Annotated in this window: 18 protein-coding genes; 10 read left to right on the forward strand and 8 right to left on the reverse strand. The window is 64.1% G+C overall.

The annotated features are described in order from the left end of the window. Positions 1 to 522: 522 nt before the first annotated feature. Genes VJ698_RS23980 through VJ698_RS23990 form a run of 3 tightly spaced genes read right to left on the reverse strand, consistent with a single transcriptional unit; the run spans position 523 to position 4,560 of the window. A complete protein-coding gene (locus VJ698_RS23980; RefSeq protein WP_324105343.1) occupies positions 523 to 1,407 on the reverse strand; it encodes a universal stress protein in 885 nt (294 codons plus the stop codon). Beyond that, positions 1,388 to 3,760 (reverse strand): glycoside hydrolase family 65 protein, encoded by a 2,373-nt coding sequence (locus VJ698_RS23985; RefSeq protein ID WP_324105344.1) that lies wholly within the window; start codon positions 3,758 to 3,760, stop codon positions 1,388 to 1,390. Before VJ698_RS23985 ends, VJ698_RS23980 begins: the two co-directional genes overlap by 20 nt. Next, entirely contained in the window at positions 3,757 to 4,560 is an 804-nt protein-coding gene (locus VJ698_RS23990; RefSeq protein WP_324105345.1) for a beta-phosphoglucomutase family hydrolase, read from the reverse strand. The genes VJ698_RS23985 and VJ698_RS23990 overlap by 4 nt, the downstream gene beginning before the upstream one ends. 194 nt (positions 4,561 to 4,754) lie before the next feature. Here VJ698_RS23990 and acsA point away from each other — a divergent pair, with 194 nt between their 5' ends. The 5 genes from acsA to VJ698_RS24015 are packed head-to-tail and all read left to right on the forward strand — an operon-like array spanning position 4,755 to position 9,825. After that, positions 4,755 to 6,509, forward strand: coding sequence for an acetate--CoA ligase (gene acsA / locus VJ698_RS23995; RefSeq protein ID WP_324105346.1), 1,755 nt, complete (start codon positions 4,755 to 4,757; stop codon positions 6,507 to 6,509). Further along, the gene (pdhA, locus tag VJ698_RS24000; RefSeq protein WP_324105347.1) at positions 6,506 to 7,486 is read left to right on the forward strand and encodes a pyruvate dehydrogenase (acetyl-transferring) E1 component subunit alpha; all 981 of its coding nucleotides are present in this window, start codon (positions 6,506 to 6,508) and stop codon (positions 7,484 to 7,486) included. The genes acsA and pdhA overlap by 4 nt, the downstream gene beginning before the upstream one ends. Then, positions 7,483 to 8,454 (forward strand): pyruvate dehydrogenase complex E1 component subunit beta, encoded by a 972-nt coding sequence (locus VJ698_RS24005; protein WP_324105348.1) that lies wholly within the window; start codon positions 7,483 to 7,485, stop codon positions 8,452 to 8,454. Before pdhA ends, VJ698_RS24005 begins: the two co-directional genes overlap by 4 nt. Continuing rightward, entirely contained in the window at positions 8,451 to 9,569 is a 1,119-nt protein-coding gene (locus VJ698_RS24010) for a dihydrolipoamide acetyltransferase family protein (protein WP_324105349.1), read from the forward strand. Before VJ698_RS24005 ends, VJ698_RS24010 begins: the two co-directional genes overlap by 4 nt. A gap of 10 nt (positions 9,570 to 9,579) precedes the next feature. Next, positions 9,580 to 9,825: an acyl carrier protein gene (locus VJ698_RS24015; protein WP_324105350.1), complete on the forward strand. Its 246-nt coding sequence runs from the start codon at positions 9,580 to 9,582 to the stop codon at positions 9,823 to 9,825. Between the two features lie 421 nt (positions 9,826 to 10,246). Here the strand turns inward: VJ698_RS24015 and VJ698_RS24020 are convergent, their stop codons facing one another. Beyond that, on the reverse strand, positions 10,247 to 12,667 hold the full coding sequence (locus VJ698_RS24020; protein WP_324105351.1) for an ATP-binding protein: 2,421 nt from the start codon (positions 12,665 to 12,667) through the stop codon (positions 10,247 to 10,249). A gap of 553 nt (positions 12,668 to 13,220) precedes the next feature. Here VJ698_RS24020 and VJ698_RS24025 point away from each other — a divergent pair. Genes VJ698_RS24025 through VJ698_RS24035 form a run of 3 tightly spaced genes read left to right on the forward strand, consistent with a single transcriptional unit; the run spans position 13,221 to position 15,869 of the window. Continuing rightward, positions 13,221 to 13,658, forward strand: coding sequence for an archease (locus VJ698_RS24025; protein ID WP_324105352.1), 438 nt, complete (start codon positions 13,221 to 13,223; stop codon positions 13,656 to 13,658). Position 13,659: 1 nt separating this feature from the next. Beyond that, a complete protein-coding gene (locus VJ698_RS24030) occupies positions 13,660 to 15,090 on the forward strand; it encodes an RtcB family protein (protein WP_324105353.1) in 1,431 nt (476 codons plus the stop codon). A 2-nt stretch (positions 15,091 to 15,092) separates the two neighbouring features. After that, positions 15,093 to 15,869, forward strand: coding sequence for a hypothetical protein (locus VJ698_RS24035; protein WP_324105354.1), 777 nt, complete (start codon positions 15,093 to 15,095; stop codon positions 15,867 to 15,869). Positions 15,870 to 16,068: 199 nt separating this feature from the next. Here VJ698_RS24035 and VJ698_RS24040 read toward each other — a convergent pair whose 3' ends face one another. Then, positions 16,069 to 18,903, reverse strand: a complete 2,835-nt coding sequence (locus VJ698_RS24040; protein ID WP_324105355.1) for an AMP-binding protein — start codon at positions 18,901 to 18,903, stop codon at positions 16,069 to 16,071. Positions 18,904 to 19,036: 133 nt separating this feature from the next. Here VJ698_RS24040 and VJ698_RS24045 point away from each other — a divergent pair, with 133 nt between their 5' ends. Both VJ698_RS24045 and VJ698_RS24050 read left to right on the forward strand, forming a co-directional pair. After that, the gene (locus VJ698_RS24045; protein ID WP_324105356.1) at positions 19,037 to 20,350 is read left to right on the forward strand and encodes an MFS transporter; all 1,314 of its coding nucleotides are present in this window, start codon (positions 19,037 to 19,039) and stop codon (positions 20,348 to 20,350) included. Between the two features lie 11 nt (positions 20,351 to 20,361). Next, complete coding sequence (locus VJ698_RS24050; RefSeq protein WP_324105357.1) at positions 20,362 to 21,372, forward strand: CapA family protein; 1,011 nt, start codon at positions 20,362 to 20,364, stop codon at positions 21,370 to 21,372. 84 nt (positions 21,373 to 21,456) lie between these two features. Here the strand turns inward: VJ698_RS24050 and VJ698_RS24055 are convergent, their stop codons facing one another. From VJ698_RS24055 to VJ698_RS24065, 3 genes are all read right to left on the reverse strand, one after another. Further along, on the reverse strand, positions 21,457 to 21,777 hold the full coding sequence (locus VJ698_RS24055; RefSeq protein WP_324105358.1) for a pyrimidine/purine nucleoside phosphorylase: 321 nt from the start codon (positions 21,775 to 21,777) through the stop codon (positions 21,457 to 21,459). 26 nt (positions 21,778 to 21,803) lie between these two features. Beyond that, complete coding sequence (locus tag VJ698_RS24060) at positions 21,804 to 22,355, reverse strand: HPF/RaiA family ribosome-associated protein (RefSeq protein WP_324105359.1); 552 nt, start codon at positions 22,353 to 22,355, stop codon at positions 21,804 to 21,806. A gap of 175 nt (positions 22,356 to 22,530) precedes the next feature. Continuing rightward, a complete protein-coding gene (locus VJ698_RS24065) occupies positions 22,531 to 23,388 on the reverse strand; it encodes a hypothetical protein (RefSeq protein WP_324105360.1) in 858 nt (285 codons plus the stop codon). Positions 23,389 to 23,496: the final 108 nt, after the last annotated feature.

Genomic DNA, 23,496 nt, shown 5'->3' on the forward strand with positions numbered 1-23,496 from the left:
CAGGCGAAAGCGGGAAGCGAAATAACTCGCCCTCGCTGCGCTCGGAACTCAGACAGATTTCGCTTCTTTATCCGCTTTCGCCTGCATTGCTTCGGCGGAGCCAGAGCGGGTGATTCAAACCCATCCCCACCCCGACCCTCCCCTTGAAGGGGAGGGAGAAGTCTGTTCTTTATCGGTTTCGCCTACAAGATAAAGAATGCTTTTCACTCCCTCCCCTTCAAGGGGAGGGTTGGGGTGGGGATGGGTTTGAAAATCCCCCTTCTGACGACGCCAAAAGAGTGCCTGCCGAAACGGAAAAAGAAGCGAAACCTGTTTGAGCCGAAGGCGAGTTTGTTTCGCTTCCCGTTTTGGCAGGCACTCTTTTGGGAACCCGCGAAGCGGGCGACGGCAGCGGGGTCGCCTTCTTTTGCTTACTTTTCTTGGCGAGACAAGAAAAGTGAGCGGCTGCCGGGCCGCCCCCGGCAAGCCCCCACGAAGAGACAACCGCATTGAATCACCGAAGAAAAAGCCAAACCTCAATACTTAACCCACAGCACCCCTACACCGATCACTCCCCCTCTGCGGCAACAACAACACCGGACACTCCGCCCCCTCAAGAATCGACTTCACCAGCAAAGCCCGCCCCGACCCGATCGCACAATGCCAGGGCAGCACGATCATGTCCGCCTCTTTCTCCCTTGCCGTGCGCAAGGTTTCGACCCCCGGATCTCCGGAAGCCATCAGTAACGTCAGCTTCTGCTCACCGATGCGCACCCCCATCGCCTGGATGCGATCGAGGAACTCCTGCCCCCAGATGTCCCATTCATACTGCGGATGATCAATATAGCGCGGCGTGGCGAGGCTGCCGGGTTCGGTCGGCTGGCCGACATCAGCACCGGCGACGCGCATGACCAGGTTCTCGATGCCGAAGTGCGAGGAGCGGTTGATGACCTGCGCCAGCGCACCCGCACATTCAGGCGTGCCGTCCTGCGGCAGCAACTGCTTGCGCCATTGCCAGGCATGCATGTCCCTGTCGGGCGGGACGATGAGCACGGGACGCGTGATGCGCTCCAGGATGTCATGGCCGAACGCGTCGCTGTCCGGCGCGGGCTCTTCCGCGCGCTCGCCGTGGAAGCGCGTCGCGAGGATGACCATGGCATGTCTCGCGGCGCCCGCAGCGTGCAGCGTGGCGTCGGCCAGGTCTCCGGTGGCCCGTTCGACGATGATGGCATCGCGCTCTTCCTGCGGCAGGTTCGCCCGGCGCAGGGCATCGTCCACTTGCGGCATCCGCGTCGCATCGGTCACGACGCGCAGTTCCGCACGCAGGGTCTTCGCCACGACCAGCGCCACCGGCAGGGCAGCGCCGAAGCCGGGCGAGTCCACGAATGGCAGGACGATATGCATCGCCTCAGCATTGACGGCATTCACGAGCCATCTCCTTCCATGTTCCGTCGCTGGACGTCCAGCGGTAGGTCAAGGCGGCCTGCAATGCGACCGCCGGTGAGTCGCCGACCGCGACAGGCACCGGAGCGCCATCGGTCAGCGCAATCTCCAGCATCGTTGGCGTGACACTGAACGCAATCCGCTGGCCGCGCCACAGCAGGGTGAAGCGAACGACATCCCAGTTGTCAGGGCAGTGCGGCGCAAGCGACAGGCCGGCGTCGTCCAGGCGCAGTCCGGCGAATCCGAACACGAGCGACTGCCACAGTCCGCCGAGCGCGGCGATATGCACGCCGCCGGAGGCATTGCCCATGTTGTCCGCCAGGTCGATGTCGCGTGCCTGCCGGAAGTAGCGCAGTGCGAGTGCCGTGTCGCCGAGGCGCGCCGCGAGCAGCGCGTGGATTGCGGGGCTCAGCGAGCTGCTGTGCTCGGTGCGCGGTTCGTAATAGCGGTAGCAGGCTTCCTGCATGGACGGCGCGATGCGGTGACCCAGCAGCGCGAGCAGCATCACGACGTCGGCCTGCTTGATGAGGGTGGAACCCTGCGTGCGTTCCCGGCCCAGGATGACGTCCAGCGGCAGGCTGCGCTGCGCATACGGCGCGAGGTCAATGTCTTCCAGCCCGAAATAGCCGGCGAACTGTTCGATCATGCCGCGCGCGGGATCGATGCCGTCGTATATCGCGGCGGCGATGGTGCGCCATCGATCGGCTTCACCCTCTTCGACGCCGAGACGTCCGGCGAGGCTGCGCCATTGTTCTGGATAACGTTCCTTCAGCACGTCCATGGCGTTGGCTGCGCATTCCAGGTTCCAGCGCGCCATCCAGTTGGTGTAGGCATTGTCATCGATCCCGTCGTGGTATTCATCCGGCCCGACCACGCCGCGGATGTGATACAGGCCGTCGCCCTCGAAGCGGCCGCGGCTCGCCCAGAAGCGTGCCGTCTCGACCAGGATCTCGGCACCGGCCTCGCACAGGAAGCCGTCATCGGCAGTAGCCTGCCAGTATTGCCAGACGGCGTAGGCGATGTCGGCGCTGATGTGGTGGGCCTGCGCACCGGTCACCACGGGGATGACCTTGCCTACAGGCGTGGTCGCGTACGACGGCGTGACATCGTCGCCGGTGTCGGCTGATTCCCAGGCGTACAAGGCGCCGCGATAACCCAGTCGTTGCGCCTTGCGGCGCGCGGCATCGAGCGTGTGGAAGCGGTACATCAGCAGAGCGCGCGCCGAGGCCGGATCGGTGAGCGTGTAGAACGGCAGCAGGTAGGTTTCCGTGTCCCAGAACACATGGCCCTTGTAGCCGTTGCCGGTCAGCGCGCGGGCTCCGATGGAAACATGCTCGTCCGCCGGATTGACGGTGGAGATCAGGTGATAGCAGGCGAACCTGATCGCGCGCTGCGCATCCTCGTCGCCATCGATGCGCACGTCCGCGATGTCCCAGCGCCGCTGCCAGGCTTCCACGTGGCGCTGGATGGCCGGCATGACACCGTCGGCCAGCACGGTATCCAGGTTTGCGATCGCGGCCTGTGCCGGTGCTGCGTGCTCGTGCGTCGTGCAGCATGTCTCCACCCAGTCGTAGCGCCAGGTCTGACCCGTTTCGATATCTGCCTCGACGGTGCTGTCGATGCTTTCCGGCGACGATGCCACGGGCGCGGCTTCCACGCCGGTTTCCAGCGAGACGAGCCGCGGCGCGACGGCCAGGGCGATGTGCATGCCGGCCTGCGTGCTGCCTTCGAGCACATGCACGCGGCCGAAATGGGCATCGAGGCAGGATATGCCGCGCGAAAATGTCCTCGCCGCCGCCGCGGACGGCGGCACGAAACCCGAACGCGCCACCAGTCTCCCCGCGAGCGTTTCCGAGGTGCAGAGCGAGCTTTGCAGCAGGAGATGCCGGTCCGCGAGCGAGGCGAGGCGCAGGAAGAGCACGCGAATGATGCCGCCGCCCTTGTCACGCAGGCGGAACTCGCGGCGGAAGACACCTTGCCGCATGTCGAGGATGCGGCGATGCTCCATGAGCGAAAATCCCTGCTCCGTGCGCGCATCGGATGCCGTTCCCGCCGACAGCAGCGTCCATCCCGGCGCGGCGACCAGTTCGGGCAGGGTGGAGGGCGGGATCACATCGAACACGCCGGCGATGAATACCGCCGGCGCCGAGAGGGAGGTGCCGAACGGCAGCGAACCGCGCTGGCCGAGGTAGCCGTTGGCGACGGCGAACATCGATTCGAATTCATGTTCGCGCGCTGGCGTGAACTCGTTGTCGATCATCAGCCAGAGCGGATCGTCGGTCGGCTGGAACAGCGGATCGGCCGCAGGCTGCTGGATGCCAGGTGAAAGATCGTTCATGGCTGAGCCTGGTCCGGTTGGCATTCCGCGCTGGCAGCGATCTGCGACAGATCCTCCACGACCACCGTGGCGCCGGCGTGCGCAAGCGCTTCGGGCCGTCCCAGCCGGTCCACGCCGATCACCGCTCCGAAACCGCCGGTGTGTCCCGCCTCCACGCCGGCGGCAGCATCTTCCACCACCACCGCCCGCCCCGGTGTGACGCTAAGGCGGCGTGCAGCCTCGAGAAATGTATCCGGGGCGGGCTTGCCGCGCAGCTCGCCGCGCGCCAGGTCGATGCCATCGACACGTGCATCGAACAGCGGCAGCAATCCCACCGATGCAAGGATCTCGCGGCAGTTGGCGCTGGAGGAAACCACGGCGGTGCGCAAGCCGCAGCCGCGCAAGGCGCGGATCAGTTCAACCGTCGACGGATACACCTCGACGCCCTGGTTGCGGATCAGCTCAAGCAGCAGCGCGTTTTTCCGTGTGGCCAGTGCGTGGATCGTCTGCGCGTCTGCAGGGTCGGATGACGTCCCTTGCGGCAGGGAAATCCCGCGCGAGGCAAGGAAGCGCCGCACGCCTTCCTCGCGCGGCAGACCATCGACGTAACGGCTGTAATCCTGCACCACATCGAACGGCAACTGCTTGCGGCCGGTCTGCTTTTCCCATGCGCGGAGGAAATCGTCGAACATCGCTTGCCATGCGCGCGCATGCACCGTCGCCGTCTTCGTGACGACGCCGTCGAGGTCGAACAGCACGCCGTCGAAGCGTGCGCGGTCGAGCGTGAAGGATGCACTGTGCGCGGCGCCCGGCATCTGCATGTGGGGATCTCCATGGCAAAGAGACATGCTGGTAAGACCGGAAAGCCGCCAAACAATTTCCAGGCGCGCAGCAGGCAGGCGGCATCGCGCCCCGGGGGACGAACCGCGGGCATATCGCGCTTTGATGCCGATCAATAGCCCGCAACACCCCGGCGGGACAATGGTTTGAAGCAAGGCATGAGGGGAATGAGCGCATGGAACGCAGCTCCGTCATCCGCAAGTCCGCAACCGGTTTCGGCGTGTCGCCGAACTGGGTGGATTACGCTGAAACCCGGCGCGAGTTCTCCTGGGAAAGGGCGCGCGCGGAGTTGGCCGGCCTGCCGGGCGGCGGCATCAACATGGCGTTCGAAGCAGTGGATCGCCATGCCACGGGCAAGGCGTGTGGCCGTGTCGCGTTCCGCTTCCTGGGCGCGGACGCCGACCGCGACATGACCTATGGCGAACTTTCGACGTTGACGAGCCGTTTCGCCAATCTGCTCGGCCAGCTTGGCGTCGCCAGGGGCGAGCGCGTGTTCATCCTGGCCGGCCGCATTCCCGAACTGTATGTAGCGGTGCTGGGTAGCCTGAAATACGGCGCAGTCGCCTGCCCGCTGTTTTCCGCATTCGGGCCCGAACCCATCGCGACGCGTCTGACGCTCGGCGATGCGAGGGTTCTGGTGACGACCGAAGCGCTGTACCGCCGCAAGGTGGAAAAGATCCGTGACCGGCTGCCGGGCCTGCGGCATGTCTTGCTGGCACAGACCGCGGGCGACATTCCCGACACGGCCGATCTGCAGCGGCTGATGGAACAGGCAAGCGACGAATTCGATGTCGCGCCGACGCAGCCCGACGACATGGCACTATTGCACTTCACCAGCGGCACCACCGGCGCGCCAAAGGGCGCGGTGCACGTGCACGACGCAGCCGTCACGCACTGGGCTACTGGCCGGTTCGCGCTCGACCTGCATCCGGATGACATCTTCTGGTGCACCGCCGACCCGGGCTGGGTGACGGGAACCTCCTACGGCATCATCGCGCCGCTGTTGCACGGTGTGACTTCCATCGTCGATGAAGCCGATTTCGATGCTGAGCGTTGGTACCGCATCCTGCAGGAGCAGAAGATCACGGTCTGGTATACCGCCCCGACCGCGATCCGCATGTTGATGAAGGCCGGCGACGAGATTCCGCGCAAATATGCATTCCCGCAACTGCGCTTCATCGCCAGCGTGGGCGAGCCGCTGAATCCGGAAGCGATCTGGTGGGGCAAGGAAGTGCTCGGCCTGCCGATCCACGACAACTGGTGGCAGACCGAGACCGGCGGCATCATGATCGCCAACACGCCGGCCTTCGACATCAAGCCCGGCTCGATGGGACGTCCGCTTCCCGGCATCGATGCTTTCATCGTCGAGCGCGGCGAGCAGGGCGAATTGCGCATCATCGACACGCCAGACACCCAGGGAGAACTGGCCTTGAAGCGCGGCTGGCCGTCGATGTTCCGCGGCTATCTCAACAACGAGGAACGCTATCGCAAATCCTTCGCGGGCGAACTCTACCTGACGGGCGACCTGGCGCAGCGCGATGCCGACGGCTACTACTGGTTCGTCGGCCGCGCCGATGACGTGATCAAGTCCTCCGGCCACCTGATCGGCCCGTTCGAAGTCGAGAGCGTCCTGATGGAACACCCGGCGGTCGCGGAAGCAGGGGTGATCGGCAAGCCGGATGAAACCGTGGGCGAAATGGTCAAGGCATTCGTGTCGTTGAAGAGCGGCTACGAGGCGAGCGATGCGCTGCGCATGGAATTGCTCGGCCATGCCCGCAAGCGTCTCGGTGCGGCCGTGGCGCCGAAGGAAATCGATTTCCTGCCGTCGTTGCCCCGCACGCGCAGCGGCAAGATCATGCGCCGCCTGCTGAAGGCGCGCGAGCTCGGCCTGCCGGAAGGAGACACCTCGACGCTCGAGGGACAGCCATGAGCATGACATGCGACAAACCGGTCTGCCTGGGATTCCTCGCCGACATGCTGCGCATCCGCCGCATGGAAGAGAAAGCGGCGGAGCTGTATGGCACCGGAAAGATCCGCGGGTTCCTGCATTTGTATATCGGCGAGGAAGCGGTCGCGGTGGGTGCACTGCATGCCCTCGATATAGGTGACAACATTGTTGCAACATACCGCGAACACGGCCATGCGCTGATCCGCGGCGTTTCGATGAACGCGATCATGGCGGAAATGTTCGGCAAGCGCGACGGCTGCTCGCGAGGGCGCGGCGGCTCCATGCACCTGTTCGACCGCACGGCACGCTTCTTCGGCGGCAATGCGATCGTCGGCGGCGGCCTGCCGCTCACGGTCGGCCTGGCGCTGGCGGACAAGATGCAGGGCATCCGGCGCGTGAATGCCTGCTTCTTCGGTGAAGGCGCGATGGCGGAAGGCGCTTTCCATGAGTCGATGAATCTCGCCGCCCTGTGGAAGCTGCCGGTGCTTTTCCTGTGCGAGAACAATTTCTACGCGATGGGTACCGCACTCGCGCGCTCCGAGTCGCAGACCGACCTCTGCGCGAAGGCGGCCAGCTACAAGGTCCCGGTGATGAAGGCCGACGGCATGGATGTGCTGGCAGTGCACGAGGCGGTGCAGCACGCCGCACAGCAGGTGCGCGCCGGCGAGGGGCCGTTCTTCCTCGAATTGCAGACCTACCGCTTCCGCGCGCATTCGATGTACGACCCTGACCTGTACCGCGACAAGGCGGAAATCGAACAATGGAAAAAGCGTGACCCGATCGATGGCTTTGCCGCCCACCTGAAGCAGGAACGCATGTTGACCGATACGGAATGGCAGTCCATCGACGGGCAGGCTTGGCAGGAAGTGGAGGCGGCGATCGCCTTCGCCGACGCATCGGAATGGGAGCCGGTCGAAGCCTTGACGCGGGACGTCTATTCGCCGGAGGCGCGGCCATGAAGATGAGCTACCGCGAAGCCATGCGCCAGGCGTTGCGCGAAGCGCTGACTACCGATCCGCGCGTATTCCTGATGGGCGAGGACGTCGGCAAGTACGGCGGAACCTATGCGGTATCAAAAGGATTTCTGGAGGAATTCGGACCGGAGCGCATCCGCGACACGCCCCTGTCCGAGCTGGGGTTTGTCGGCGCGGGCATCGGCGCTGCGCTCGGCGGCATGCGCCCGATCGTCGAGGTCATGACCGTCAATTTCAGCATGTTGGCGCTGGATCAGATCGTTAACACGGCTGCCGCGATGCGCCACATGTCGGGCGGACAGTTCCATGTGCCGCTCGTGATCCGCATGGCCACCGGTGCCGGCCGGCAGGTCGCGGCGCAGCATTCGCACAGCCTCGAAGGCTGGTATGCGCATATTCCCGGCATCAAGGTGCTCGCGCCGGGAACGGTGGCCGATGCGCGCGGCATGCTCGCACCTGCCCTGGCCGATCCCGACCCGGTCATCATTTTTGAACATGCGCAGCTCTACAACATGGAAGAGGACATCGCTCCCGCGGCGTGCGACATTCGCTCGGCCGCAGTGCGGCGCGCCGGCAATGACGTGAGCATCATCGCCTGGAGCGGCTGCCTGCCGAAAGCGCTCGAGGCGGCGCAAGGTCTGGCCGAGGAGGGAATCGATGCGGAAGTGATCGACCTGCGCGTGCTGCGTCCACTGGATACCGCAACCATTGCCGCGTCGGTGCGCAGGACACATCGCGTGGTGGTGGTGGATGAAGGCTGGCGGACTGGCAGCTTCGCGGCCGAGATCGTCGCGCGCATTGCCGAAGAGGTTTTCTACGAACTGGACGCGCCGCCGGCACGCGTGTGCAGCGCCGAGGTACCGATCCCTTACCCGCGCCACCTCGAGGAAGCCGCGTTGCCGCAGGCGAAGACGATCGCGGCAGCAGCAAGACAGGTGGTGGGCAAGACATGATCGAATTCAAGCTGCCGTTTCTTGGCGCCGATGTCGACGAGGGAAAACTGCTCGAATGGCAAATCAAGCCCGGCGACACCGTGCGGCGCGGCCAGGTGATCGCCGTGGTGGATACCTCGAAGGCGGCGGTCGACGTGGAGAGCTGGCAGGAGGGAACGGTATTCGAGCTGCTGGCACAGCCAGGCGAAACGCTGCCGGTCGGCGGCGTGCTGTTCACGCTGCTCGAGGCCGGAGAGTCGCCAGAGACCGCGCAACGGCATGAACGCGCAGCACCAGTTGCTGCGCCTTCCGCCTCTGCTGCAAGGCGCAGGATCTCTCCCGCGGCACGCAAGCACGCCGAGGAACATGGCATCGACCTTGATCGTGTGGCCGGTACCGGACCGGATGGCACGGTCACCTTGCAGGACGTGCAAGCGCTCGAAGGGAAGGCGCAGCCTGCCGCGCCTGACAGGCAGACGGAAATGCGCAAGGCCATCGCGGCGGCGATGAGCCGTTCCAAGAAAGAGATTCCGCACTACTACCTGAGCGAAACCGTGGCGATGCGCAACGCGCAGCAATGGCTTGCTGCCGCCAACGAGAAACGCAGCATCACGGAGCGTTTGCTGATGGCCGTGCTGCAGTTGAAAGCGGTGGCGCTGGCCTTGCAAAAGTATCCGGACCTGAACGGCTTCTACATCGACGGCGCGCACCAACCGTCAGCGGCCATTCATGTCGGCGTGGCGATCTCGCTGCGGCAGGGCGGCCTCATCGCGCCCGCCATTCATGACGTCGCGGAGAAGACGCTGGACCAGCTGATGCAGGACCTGAGCGACCTGGTAAAGCGGGCGCGCGCCGGATCGCTGCGCAGTTCCGAGATGACCGACCCGACCATCACGGTGACCAACCTCGGCGAGCAAGGCGTGGATGCGGTGTACGGGATCATTTATCCGCCGCAGGTGGCGCTGGTGGGTTTCGGCAGGATTCGTGACATGCCATGGGTAAGCGACGGCGTGCTGTGCACGATGCCGGCGATGACTGCCAGCCTCGCTGCCGATCATCGCGTCTCCGACGGACATCTCGGCGCGCTGTTCCTCGCCGAAGTGCGCGAACGGCTGCAGCGGCCGGAACAACTCTGAAGGGGCGAGCATGGAACAACAGGAACTTCTCTCCACCGTGTTGTCCACGCTCACCACTATTGCCCCCGAGGTTGAGACGGATGCGCTCATTGTTGACAAGCCCCTGCGCGAACAGGTCGACCTCGATTCCATGGACTGGCTCAACTTCCTGATCGGCCTGCACCAGAAGCTGAAGGTGGATATCCCGGAGTCGGATTACGCGAAGCTGCGAACCTTGAATGACCTGCTGGCATATCTGCGTGCGAAGGCGGGATGAGAGGTGCTGATTGGCATCTTTAGTGTCCACGGAAGCGCGGGAAGAAAACCTTTTTGTCCACGGAAAGCACGGAAAGCACGGAAAGAAAAACTCTTTGTCCAAGAAAGACACTCGGCGTGTCCCACGAAAGGCTTCACGTTTTTTACCTCACGCCGTTCAATTATCGCAAGTCTCTCTTGCGTCGTCCCCGCGAAAGCGGGGATCCATGCTGAGTTTCTGGAGTGGCCACCCGTCTTCTTGGGAATGACATCCTTGCGCAAGCAGGCTTATCTGAGCGAGTCAGGAACATTTCCTGAAATTTTTCGTGTCTTTCGTGGGGCACGCCGAGTGTATTTCGTGGACAAAGAGTTTTTCTTTCCGTGCTTTCCGTGTTTTCCGTGGACCCCCAAAGATTTTGGTCGAAACGTTCCACTAACACCGATCAACCCGCATCCTTGCCGTCCTTCGACCTGCTCCCCTCGTGTTTCGAGAATGCCTTCATCAGCTCGGCGAGTTCCGCGACACGCATCGCGACCTTGTAGTTGACGCTGCCTTCCGGGTAGCGGCCGTCGCGTGCGACACCGGCTTCCACGCCGGTCAGCAGGGAGATGGCCTGGTCCACGTCTTCATAGGCGTAGATCTGGAACTTGCCGGTGTTGACGGCGTTCACGACGTCGCGGCGCAGCATCAGATGCTTGATGTTGGCAGCAGGGATCAGCACGCCATGCTCGCCGTTGAGGCCGCGCGCTGCGCAGATATCGAAGAAGCCTTCGATCTTTTCGTTGACTCCGCCAATGGCTTGCGCCTGTCCGAACTGGTTGACCGAGCCGGTCATCGCGAGCGACTGTCTGACCGGCACGTCGGCCAGGCGCGACAGCAGCGCGCACAGTTCGGCCATGGAGGCGCTGTCGCCTTCCACCATGCCGTAGGACTGTTCGAATACCAGGCTGGCCGACAGGGCCATCGGCTGGTTCTTCGCATAGCGCGACGCGAGGAAGGACGACAGGATCAGCACACCCTTGGAGTGGATCGCGCCGGACAGCTTGACCTCGCGTTCGATATTCATCAGTTCGCCTTCGCCAAGGCGCGCTGTCGCCGTGATGCGTATCGGTTGCCCGAAGGCGAAGCCGCCGAGTTCGAGCACCGTCAGGCCGTTGACCTGGCCGGCGACCGCGCCGTCGGTGCTAATCATCAGCGTGTCGCGCAGGATCTCTTCATGCAAGCGGTCGCGCAGGCGGTCCTGGCGGCGTATCTGTGTATCGATCGAGTGCTGCACGTCGACGGCCTTCACCACGTTCCTGCCTTCCTCGCGTGCCCAGTAATCGGCCTCGCGCAGCAGGTCCTTCACGCTGCCCATATGGGTGGAAAGCCGCTCGCTGTCGCTGGCCATGCGCGCGCCATGCTCGATGACGCGCGCCACCGCGCCGCGGTCGAACGGCAGCAACGATTCCTGGCGCACCAGCGTGGCGATCATGCGCGCATAAAGCAGGTGGTTATCCGGATTGCGTTCGATGCGTTCCTCGAAGTCGGCAGCCACCTTGAACAGTTCACCGAATTCCGGATCGTATTCCTGCAGCAGGTAATAGAACATGCGGTCGCCGAACAGCACGATCTTGGCATTGAGCGGGATCGGCTCCGGCTCCAGCGACACAGTGCTGATCAGGCTGTAGGCCTGGCCCAGCGATTCGATGTAGATTTCGCGCGACTTCAGCGTGCGCTTCAGGCCTTCCCAGGCGAACGGTTGCATCAGCACCTTGCGCACGTCCAGCAGCAGGTAGCCGCCATTCGCTCGATGCAGTGCACCGGCCTTGATCAGGGTGAAATCGGTGACCAGTGCACCGAGCTGTGACATGTGCTCGACGCGTCCGACGAGATTGCTGTAGGTCGGATTGTCCTCGCTGACGATGGGTGCGCCGCTGTGCTTGCCGTTCGACACCAGCACGTTCACCTCGTAGCGCCGGAAATCCTCGTGCGCCGTGAGCACGGCGATGCCCGGCGCGACCTGTTCTTCCTGCTTGCGGAAATCGTCCGCATGTTCGATCACGTCCATCTGCACCACGTCGAGGTAGGACAGCACCTGCGGCAGGTCGCTGAACGCCATGCGCACTTCATTCATCGCATGCTCGACGGCGGACAGGATGGTGTCGCGGTTGAGCTGCTTGATGTGTTCGGTGCGTTCCTTGTGCCATTGCGGCAGGCGGCGCAGGATTTTTTCCAGTTGCTCCTGCAGGCCGGCGATCTTTTCCTCGATCTGCTTCCTCTCCTTTTCCGGCAGCTTGTCGTATTCGTCCGGAGGCATGATCTCGTGGAAGCGCGTGGGCGCGAAGGCGAAACCGCCCGGCGTGCGAAGCAGTACCGTTTCCTGTTGGTGCGCCTGCTTTTCCAGCTCGCCCAATGCCTGCTCCTGCCGCTTGCTGAATTCGTCCTGGATCGCACCGATCTTGTCACGGTATTCGTCGCTCTCAAACAGCGCCGGGATGGCGGATTCCAGGTAATCGATGAGCTGGTCCATCTGCGCGCGCAGCGCAGTGCCCCGACCGGCCGGCAGCCGGAGCGCACGCGGCATGTGCGGCTGCGCGAAGTTGTTGACATAGCACCAGTCGTCCGGTCCGGGCTCGCTGCTCGCCTTCTTCTCGAGAAACTGGTGCACCATGGTGCGCTTGCCGAGCCCCGAAGGACCGAGCGCAAAGATGTTGTAGCCTTCATGGCGGATCCCCGCGCCGAAGCGTACCGCGTCCATTGCGCGCATCTGGCCGATCATCTCGCCCAGGTCGGCGAGATCGGCGGTGGTGAGGAAAGGCAGCTTTTCGGGGTCGCAGGACTGGTAGAGCTGTGCCACCGGCAGGGCAGAGGGAGTGGTCATTTTCGTGTCGTCAGTGTCATGGAAAGAAGTGTCTCCGTCTCGCGGAGTCCATCCAGATATAGCCTTGAGGTGGAAGCCGTCTCCGCGCGGCCCCCTCCTCCTTGCAGGAGGAGGGCTAGGGCGGGGGAGTGAGGTGGGGTCAACAACTGTGATTGCACCACCTCACTACCCCCATCCCATCCTTCCCCCTGCAAGGGGGAAGGAGCCTGGTCGAGGGCCGCTCTTGCTGCCACGGGCTTATGTGGACCATCTGCTACCGTTTCTTCCGTTCAGCAGCAGGGCGATGCGGCACGGCGCATCGGCGAGCGCTGTCAGCTTCCATCCTAGAGTCGAGCGGCCGTGCCATCCTTGCGCCAGATCATCCAATGTTTCCTGCCGCTATTGGAGAGCCTCATCTGTCACGTATGCGGGCGGCGAAGAACGTAATGAATCGCGTTTCCGCTGCACGATTGTGGGAAGCCCCGCCGCGTTGATCGATCTCAAGGCCACCCCGGGCGGCGCGCCTAATCTGAATCTGTTTCTTCAGGATTCGCCGGCAGGGAACGGGGATGCCATGCTGCACGATGTAGCCGCCGCTGAAGGTTGGGAACACTTCCGCCATGGAGCGGATATCGGCATTCGCGGTATCGGCAAGACCAGGCTGCAGGCATTCGAGCAGGCCGGGCTGGCCCTGACCTCTGTCGTCACAGAACCGGAAAGCGTGCGCGCCCTGCACGCCGTCGATATCCGTTGCAGCAGCCCGGACGACGACTTTCTCTTCCTTGACTGGATCAATGCGCTGATCTACGAGATGGCCACGCGCGGCATGCTGTTCCGGCGCTTTGTGCTGTCGCAGGATGGCGCCACGCTCTACGGCACCGCATGGGGCGAGCCGGTCGATGTCGAGCGTCATTGTCCCGCGGTGGAACCGAAGGGCGCCACGCTCACCGAACTGAAGGTGCAGCAGTCCGAGGACGGGCGCTGGATCGCGCAATGCGTGGTGGATGTCTGACATGGATATTTCATCCTTCATTCGCCAGTCCGCGACGATGTGGGAGATGCCCCCGCACGGCGCGATGCAAGTCCCGGCCATCATCTTCGCCACCGAGCCACTGATGCAGGCAATGGACGAAAAGGTCCGTGAACAGATCTGCAACGTGGCGATGCTGCCTGGGATCGTGAAGGCCGCCTATGCCATGCCCGACGCGCACTGGGGTTACGGCTTTCCGATCGGCGGCGTGGCGGCATTCGATCCCGACCAGGGCGGCGTGGTGTCAGCCGGCGGCGTCGGGTTCGACATCTCCTGCGGCGTGCGCCTGCTCAAGACCGGCTTGAAGGACAGCGACCTTGAGCCGCGCAAGGAGGCACTGGCCGCAGCGCTGTTCCGCGAGATTCCCGCCGGCGTCGGCAGCCACGGTGCGATACGGCTCACCCCGGAAGAGATGGACAAGATGCTGGCCGGTGGTGCGCAATGGGCCGTGGCGCGCGGCTACGGTACGCAGGAAGACCTGCACGCCATCGAGGAATCCGGCCGCATGGAAGGCGCCGATCCTGCTGCCGTGTCCGATGCGGCGAAGCACCGGCAGCGTGACGAAATGGGCACGCTCGGCTCCGGTAACCATTACCTCGAAGTGCAGCGCGTGAGCGACATCATCGACAAGGACATCGCGCAGGGCTTCGGTTTGCAGGCGGGCGATATCGTGGTCAGCGTGCATTGCGGCTCGCGCGGGCTGGGGCACCAGATCGGCACCGAATTTCTGCGCGAGATGGCCTGGGTCGCGCAGCAGCACGGCACCACGCTGCCGGACCGCGAGCTGGCCTGCGCGCCGATCAAATCGGATCTCGGACGGCGCTACCTCGGCGCGATGCGTGCCGCCATCAATTGTGCGCTGGCCAATCGCCAGATCCTCACGCACATCACGCGCGGCGTCTTTGCCCGCGTCTTTCCGCAGGCGACGCTGTCGCTGCTGTATGACGTCTCGCACAACACCTGCAAGATGGAAGAGCACGAGGTGGACGGCACGACAACGAAGCTCTTCGTCCATCGCAAGGGTGCGACGCGCGCCTTCGGCCCAGGCCATCCGTCGCTCCCGCCGCACCTGCGGCCGTACGGCCAGCCGGTGCTGATCGGCGGCAGCATGGGCACTGCGTCGTATGTGCTGGCCGGCACGGCGCGCTCGATGGCGATGTCATTCGGTTCGGCATGCCATGGGGCAGGGCGCAGCATGAGCCGGCACGAGGCGCTGCGCCGCTTCGGTGGCAAGCATGTGGCCGACACGCTCGAACAGCGCGGCATCCTGATCCGTAGCCCGTCGATGCGCGGCGTGGCGGAAGAAGCGCCTGACGCCTACAAGGACGTGAGCGAAGTGGTCGAGGCCGCCGACGAGGCCGGCCTGGCACGCATCGTGGCTCGCCTGGAGCCGAGGGTTTGCATCAAGGGATGATCATGCACAAGGATGAACCGCTGTCGACGCGGCGCGAGGAACGCACGGCACACGCGGCAATCGGCACGCGCACTGCCGTCGGCACGGGCAACCATGAATCCATCCGCCCGTCTGCACTGATCCGGCAAACCGGCGGCACCTATGCCGCGGAACTCGGCATTGATCTCGCTAGCGGCGCTCCGGCGGAAGTCTACAAGTGGTTCATCGCCGCGGTCCTGTTCGGCGCGCCGATTTCGGAAGCCGTCGCAATGCGCACCTGGCATGAGTTTGCGCACGCCAGCGCACTTGCGCCGCGCAGGATGCTGGACGCCGGCTGGGACAGGCTGGTCGAACTGCTCGACCACGGCGGCTACACCCGCTACGATTTCAAGACGGCCACCAAGCTGCTCGCCATCAACGAGGCATTGATGCAGCAATACAAGGGCAACCTCAACGCCCTGCACGACAGTGCTTCCGGTGAATCCGATCTGGAGCGGCGCGTAATGGAGCTTGGCAAGGGCATCGGCGCAGTCACAACGAACATCTTCCTGCGCGAACTGCGCGGGGTCTGGCCCAAGGCAGACCCCATGCCGTCCGATCGCGCGATCCAGGCAGCGAAAGTGCTCGGATTCGTCAACAAAAGCGTCGACGACCCGGGCCGCATCCTGCAACGCCTGAAAGAGGTCTACCGAAAGGACCGCCCCCGCTCAAAAGACTTCCCCGCCTTCGAAGCGGCCCTCGTTCGCTACGGCATCACGTTGCGCAGGAAAGGAGCGCGGCGAAGTGCGGCTGGTGTATGAATTACCACGGAAAATTTAAAGAGCTTCTTGTCTCTTGCGGACGGTCTTGACTAATGTACGTCTCGTCTCCGGACTGATAAAAAAATTGTCCACGGAAAACACGGAATTCACGGAAATTTCTTATCGATTTTTTCCGTGCTTTCCGTGTTTTCCGTGGACAAAAATGTTTTACGTAGCACTGCACGGAAGTCAACGCGGCTTATCCGGTCGCGAACTCTCCGCACAGTGCGGCCATTGCGGTGCGCGCATCGGTGCTTGCATGCATTGCGTCTGTCCACGCGGGGCCGGGTGGTGGCAGGACCGGGCCGAGCTTGAATTCGATGCTTGAGCGGCGCGGCCACCAGGTGTCGCCGCGCAGTGCGATGCGGGTGCCGCGCAGGCCGCCGACGACCAGTGGTGCGCCGGCACGCGCTGCGGCGACGAAGGCGCCGGCGTGGAAGGGTTTGAGGCCGGCTTCGCGGCTGAAGGTTCCCTCCGGGAAGACGATGACGTTTTCGCCGCGCCGCAAGGCTGCCGCAATCAGTTCGACGTCTTCCATGCCGCGCCGGGGATCGTCGCGCTCGACGAAGATGCTGCCCAGGCCGCGCAACAGGCGGCGCATGACGGCTTGGCGGGTGAATTCGCGTTTCGCGGCAAACGCATATCCCGGGCTGGCCGGCAGCAGAGCGCTGAGCACGATGCCGTCCAGGTAGCTGGCATGGTTGACCAGCAGCACGTGGGGCTGGCGCGGCAGGTCACCGAGTCCTGTCGCCGAGAGCGGTACTCCCGCGAGACGGAACAGCAGCCGCGTGCCGAAATGCCCGATGCGGCGGCCGGCGGCGGGATGCCCGAGCAGCATGATCAGGCCGCCGCAGGGAAGGGCAAGTACGGCGAAGAGCAGCCATGCGTAGACGCCGTATGCCCAGGTCCGGGCACGGCGTGCCGCGACCCGGGCATCGGCCAGCAATGCGTTCGCCATGAAGCGGGCCGTGTTCAGCCAGGGCAGGACGGCGGGCTGTTCCGCCTTGCCGCGCTCGTAGGCCTCCTTGCTGGCGAGGCGGCGAATCTTTCCGCTGGAGGTCTTGGGCACCGAATGCGGCGGCACCAGCACGATGTCATCCGCCGGCATGCCGATCACATCCACTGCGGTCTGGTTCAGGATGTCGTGCAAGTGCGCGCGCGCCGCCTCGTCGCGTTCGCGCGTCTCGGCCATGATGACCAGGCGTTCGCTTCCGGTGGCGGGATCGGGGCTGGCGAACACCGCGACGCAGCCCTTGCGGATGCCTGGTATGTTGCCTGCGGCCTGCTCCAGGTCGTAGGGATACAGGTTGCGTCCGCCGCGCTTGATGAGGTCTTTCACGCGGCCGGCGATGAAGACTTCGCCGTCGGCCATGTAGGCGTAGTCGCCGGAATCGAGCCATGCGCCATGGAACAGCGTCGCGGTCGCAGCGGGATTGCGATAGTAGCCGGAGGTGGCGGACGGGCCGCGGAACTCCAGCCGGCCGACGTGCCGTTCCGGCAGTTCGAGGCCCGCCTCATCGACGACGCGAATCTCGTGTCCCGGCAGCGCGCGGCCGCAGGAAGGAATGGCGAGCGTGTCTTCGCCGCTTCCCGGCAATGCTTCGCCCTTGCGGTCAAAGGATTCACGTGCGATGAGGTCGATGCGCGGACCACGTTCCAGCGGCGGGAATGCAAGCCCAACCGACGACTCGGCCAGGCCATACACGGGCGTGATGGCCTGCCTGCGCAAACCGCAGGGCGCAAAGCGTGCGGCGAAGGCTTCCAGCGTGGCAGGGCTCACCGGCTCGGCGCCGTTGAGCGCAAGCCGCCAGCTCGACAGGTCGAGTTCCCTGATGCTGGCGTCGCTGACGTGGCGCACGCACAGCTCATAGGCAAAATTCGGTGCGGCGGACATGGTGCCGCGATGGCGTGTGATGGTCTGCAGCCAGAGTGCCGGGCGCGCCAGAAAAGCGAGCGGCGACATGAGCACCAGCGGGATGCTGTGGTACATGGTGCCGAACCAGGCGCCGATCAGGCCCATGTCGTGATAAAGCGGCAGCCAGGAGACGAACACGTCTTCCGGCCCGGCTTGCGTGGCCTGCCCGAGGGCGCGAACATTGGCCAGAAGGTTCGCGTGCGTGAGCACCACGCCCTTGGGATCGCCGGTGCTGCCCGAGGTGTATTGCAGGAAGGCGATATCGCCGGGCTGCGGACGGTGGCGGAGCGCTTGCGGCGTTGCCTGCAATTCGGCGGGCGTGACGATCGCCGCAAGACTCGGGACGGCGGCCTGCAGCATGAGCGCAACTTGCCGGGCCTGCTTCACTGTGACGATGAGCGCAGCTCCGGCATTGGAAAGAATGCGCGCGTGGCGCCGCAGGTGGTCTTCGAGCTGGGCCATGCGCGCCGGCGGATAGATCGGCACCGGGATGGCGCCGGCGAGCATCACACCGAAAAAGCATGACAGGTAATCGAAACCGGTCGGCAGCATCAGCGCCACGGTCTGCCCCGGCTGCACGCCTTTCTCCAGCAGGCCGGCGGCGATGGAGCACGCACCGTCGAACAGGTCGCGATAACGGATCGGATGTTCCTGGTGCTGCTCGTCGTGCAGCAGGATATGCACCGCATCGGGCTGGCGGGCGACATGCCATTCAAGCACGTCCACCAGAGTCTGCGCTTCTGCGGGAAGGCCGGTTTCCCGCGGACCAGCCAGGCTGACGGTTTCCGCTGCCGAGATCTCCGGGCGCGCCTGTGCCAGCAAACGCAGCAGCTCGCGCGGCGTGTCGGTCTCGGAAAGCACCTCGCCCGGCAGTTCGACGCCGAATGCGTTGCCCACGCGCTGCATCAGCTCGACGCGCGCCAGGCTGTCCAGTCCGAGGTCGCGCTCGAAGGAGGAGTGCAGGCCGGCCGCGGGCGCATGGCCGGGATGGGTTTCGCGGGCGAGCTGCTGCACGATGGCGAGCAGTTGCTCGTCGGCAGGAGTTTCGATTGTTGGGTGGCGCTCGTTCACGGTAGCGGCGAAAAGGAATTGGTCATGCGCCTGCAACTCGTCAGCCATAGGCCTGTCCATCCTCACCATAAATCTTCACCGGCCCGCATCCTTGTTATGGATCAAGCAGGAGGAGGGCGGAGACTTTTCATCCATCCCGGGCGGCCGTATCCTTTCCTTTCCACAGAGCGGGCGGCAAACCATGCACCAGACCACATCAGCGGCTGCTCCGGGCGCGGAGAGCGCCCTGGCGCCCGGCGTCCTGCGTCGGGAAGTGTGGAGCTGGGCGATGTACGACTTCGCCAATTCGAGCTACACCACGGTCGTCATCACGGCCATCTTCAATGCCTACTTCGTTGCGGTGGTCGCCGGCGGGGCGGCCTGGGCGACGCTGGCGTGGACCGCCGCGCTGGCCGTCTCGAACCTGCTGCTGATGGTGATCGGCCCGGTGCTCGGCGCCTATGCCGACTTGCGCGCCAACAAGAAGCGTCTGTTGCTGGCATCCACTGTCGGCTGCGTGGCCACCACCGCATCGCTCGCGCTGGCCGAACCCGGGACGCTGGCGCTGAGTGTCGTCTTGCTGGTGTTGTCCAGTGTCTTTTATGGCATCGGGGAAAACCTCGTCGCCGCCTTCCTGCCGGAGCTCGCCAGCGGCGACAGCCAGGGCAAGGTCTCCGGATGGGGCTGGAGCCTCGGCTATCTCGGCGGACTGCTGTCGCTCGGGATCTGCCTTGCTTACGTGAACTGGGCCATCGCGCACGGCGAACAGGCGCGGCAATACGTGCCGGTGACCATGCTGATCACGGCCGCGATGTTCGGCATCGCCAGCCTGCCGACCTTCCTGCTGCTGCGCGAACGCGCGCCACGCCAGTCCCTGCCCGGCACCGGCCTGCTGCGGCAGACCTTCGGTCGGCTGCTGCAGACGCTGCACCGCACGCGCCATTACCTCGACCTGCGTCGCTTCCTGCTCTGCATCGTGGTGTACCAGTCGGGCATACAGGCCGTCATCGCGCTGGCCGCCATCTATGCCCAGCAGGCGATGGGCTTCTCGACGCAGGACGCAGTGGTGATGATCATCGTGGTGAACATCACCGCCGCAGTGGGCGCGTTCGCATTCGGCTACGTGCAGGACCGCATCGGCCACGTCGCCACCATCGCGCTCACGCTCGCGGGCTGGATCCTGATGGTCGTGCTGGCATGGCTTGCGCACGACCGCGGCCTGTTCTGGCTGGCGGCGAACATCGCCGGCCTGTGCCTCGGCGCAAGCCAGTCGGCCGCGCGCGCCTTCGTCGGCATACTCAGCCCCGCAACGCGACGCGCCGAATTCTTCGGGCTGTGGGGCATGGCGGTGCGGCTCGCCTCCATCATCGGCCCGCTGACCTACGGCCTCGCCACCTGGCTGTCGCAGGGCGACCATCGCCTCGCGATGCTGATCACCGGCGGCTACTTTGTCGCCGGTCTCGCCATGCTGAAGTCGGTGGATGCAGAACGCGGAAAGCGCGCCGCACAGACCTGAGCGAGCGAAAGATGACCGAATCCATGCAAGCACCGGTCAGGCGCGTGATGTTCGGCGGCGACGTAATGCTCGGCCGCCTGGTGAAAGAGGCCATCGCGCGCTTCGGCCCCGACTATCCGATGGGTCCCGTATCGGAACTGATGCGCGCCGCCGACCTTACGGTGGTCAACCTCGAATGCGCGATCACTTCCTCGAATGAACAGTGGCGGGGCGAGCCGAAGGCCTTCTACTTCGGCGCACCGCCGCAAGCCATCGATGCATTGCTGCATGCAGGCGTGGATCTGGTCAGCCTGGCGAACAACCACATCCTCGATTTCGATTTCCGTGGCCTGTGCGACACGCTGCATTATTTGCGCAACGGCGGCATCCGCTTCGCCGGCGCCGGGGAGAATGTACGTGAAGCGGCGGCGCCCGTCATCGTCGAGTGCGGCGATATCCGATTCGGCATGGCGGCCTTCTGCGACCATCAACAGGATTTCGCAGCGCAAGCCGACCAGCCCGGTATCGCCTATCTTGACTTCAGCGACGAGAACGCCGTGCTGGCAGCCTTGCATGACGCGCTCGAAGCATTGCGCCATGCCGGCGTCGACTGGCCGATTCTTTCGCTGCACTGGGGGCCGAACATGGTGCACCGGCCGTCGCAGCGATTCCGCGCGCTGGCGCATGCCGCCATCGAATCGGGATGGAAGATCCTGTTCGGCCACAGCGCCCATGTCTTTCACGGCATCGAGATCTACCGCGGCTGCCCGATCATTTATGCGGCGGGCGACCTGGTGGACGATTATTACGTCGACGAGAATTTCCGCAACGACCACCAGCTGCTGCTGGAACTGGAACTGACGCGGGATGCATGGCGCCGCATCATTCTTCATCCGGTCTTCATCGAAGATTGCCAGGTGCGTCCGGCACGCGGCGCGCACTTCGAATACATTGCGTCACGGATGACGGATCTGTGCGAGGAAATGGGGACCCGTGTGCGCCGGGAGGATGCGCGAATCTGGATCGAGCGCAATGGCGGATGAGTAGCGAGTGTGCGGCGGATGAGCGGCGGATGAGCGGCAGACGGCAGGCAGCGCCATCCTTGCGCTGCCTGCCGTCCGCGTGAATCAGGCATTCCCGAAGTGGCAAACGTAGTGCACCGGTTCGTAGGCTTCCAGGTCGAAGGTCGTCCTGGCGGGCACCTGGAAGCGCTGGCCGCTTTCATAGTCCTTCCATTCGCCTTCTTCACCGATGCGCGCGCGGCACTTCCCGTCGATGATTTCCATGATCTCCGGCGTGTCCGTGGTGAAGGTCACCATGGACGGCATGATGACGCCGATCGTCTTCTTCGTCTGGTCCGGGAAAATGAGATTGTGTGAAATGCATTTTCCGCCGAAATAGATGTTTCCCTTCTTGAGGACGGAAACATGATCGAATTGGTTGCCCATCAATGCTCCTTATCGCGCGAACGCGCTCAATGCATGCCCGGAATGTGGTGGCCGGCCGTCACCCGCTTGGCCTGCAGGCCTTCGGCGGCGACATGCTCGAGGAACTGCACTTCGGTGCCAACCGCGATCGAGTCGAAATCCGGATACGCCACGTTGTCGCGCTGGAAGTAGTACTCCCGCCCGTCCGGTGTTTCGATGAAGCCGTAGCCTTCGTCGAACAGCTGCGTCACATGCCCGTGCAAGGGCACTTCGTGTGTCTTGACGTCGCCGCGCTGCTCGCGTACATAGTCCTGCAGCCGTCGCACCGCTGCTTCGAAGGCATCGCGGATGACCACGAAGACGTCCTCGTGGCGATGCACATGGCTTACCGCAATCTCGGTGCCGGGCAAGGTCAGGTCCACGCGAACTTCATACATGAGGCCCTGGGTGTGGTGCTTGCCGATCGAATCCACCGTGACCTGGCAGTGCATGACATGCTCGGAAAAATGATCCAGCTTTTCCGCGCGCTTGCGAATCTCCGCCTCGATGGCGTCCGACGGAGGAAGATTCAGGAAGGTGATGTGAAGTGGGATTTTCATTATGTCATCCGTAATGTTGTCCGAAAAATCTCCCGGCTTGTGAGCTGAATGGCAATTTTCAGCTTAGGGCGACTATGCCGGGCAGGTTTGATGCAGCGCAGAACGGGGAGTTTTTTCCTGCCGGACTGACGTGCTGAAATGCAAGCCTTGCCGCCGAAAAATCAGTGTGTCTTCTTCACATCCCAATGGTGTACTGATGTGCGCCATGCGGCAGCAACGGAATCCTGCGCGCTCCATCCAGCATGACCTGCGCGGCAAAAGAGATGGAATCGAATCGTGCCTCCAGCAACAGACTCGCATGGATGCCCGCCGCGGGCGTGGAGCGACGTTCAAGGACCACGCCTTCTCCTTCTTCGCTCTCCAGTTCGGCCATGTTCTCAACCTGGAACACCTGCGTCTCTTCGCCTGCAAAGAGCGGATCGGCGGCAATGGCTTCCCGCACGTGGCCGAGCACGGCGCCTTTCTCCAGTTCAACGTAGACATAGCGCTGCGGTCGGCCGTCCACGCTGCGTATTTCGCCCGCCAGCGCTTCCTTGATGCCGTGAATGTGCGCAACGGCCGCGCTGTGATGGAGGCTGATGCCGGGATGATGGTGGAAGCTTTCATGGCCGCGCGGGATCAGCATGTCGAATGCCCTGGTGAACAGCGGCAGCACCCCCGGATCCCAGCCCGCGCCAATCACCGCCGGCATGCGGAAATGATGCGCCGCCGCGTCGATGTCGGAATAATGCGCCTCGCGTGCCGGCCCCTCAAGCCGGGCGCATTCGACGATGGGAATGTGTGCCTGCAGCAGTTCGCGCGCGACGCCCGTCGCACTGTCGGGCGGGACGCAGACCAGCGCGACGCGCACCATGGGAAGATCGCGCACATGCTCCACCACCGGAGCATGCCGCAGTCGCTCCGGAACCACAGCGCGCGACCCGGCACGGAGGACGATCCCCGCAAGCGTCAGTTCGGCGTCGCCGATGAGCGCGTCGGCGCACGCCTTGCCCAGCCTGCCGGGGCCGATTACCGCAACCTGGAGCTTCTTCATGGCGTCAGCAGCATTCGAAGGATTCCTTTGTCCATCTTAGGCGCTGCGCTGCTTCACGTGGTGAGCTGACGCAAGAACAGGATGCGGTCACGCCAGCGATCATAGCGA

Source organism: Noviherbaspirillum sp. (assembly GCF_035254685.1).
Lineage (GTDB): Bacteria > Pseudomonadota > Gammaproteobacteria > Burkholderiales > Burkholderiaceae_D > Noviherbaspirillum.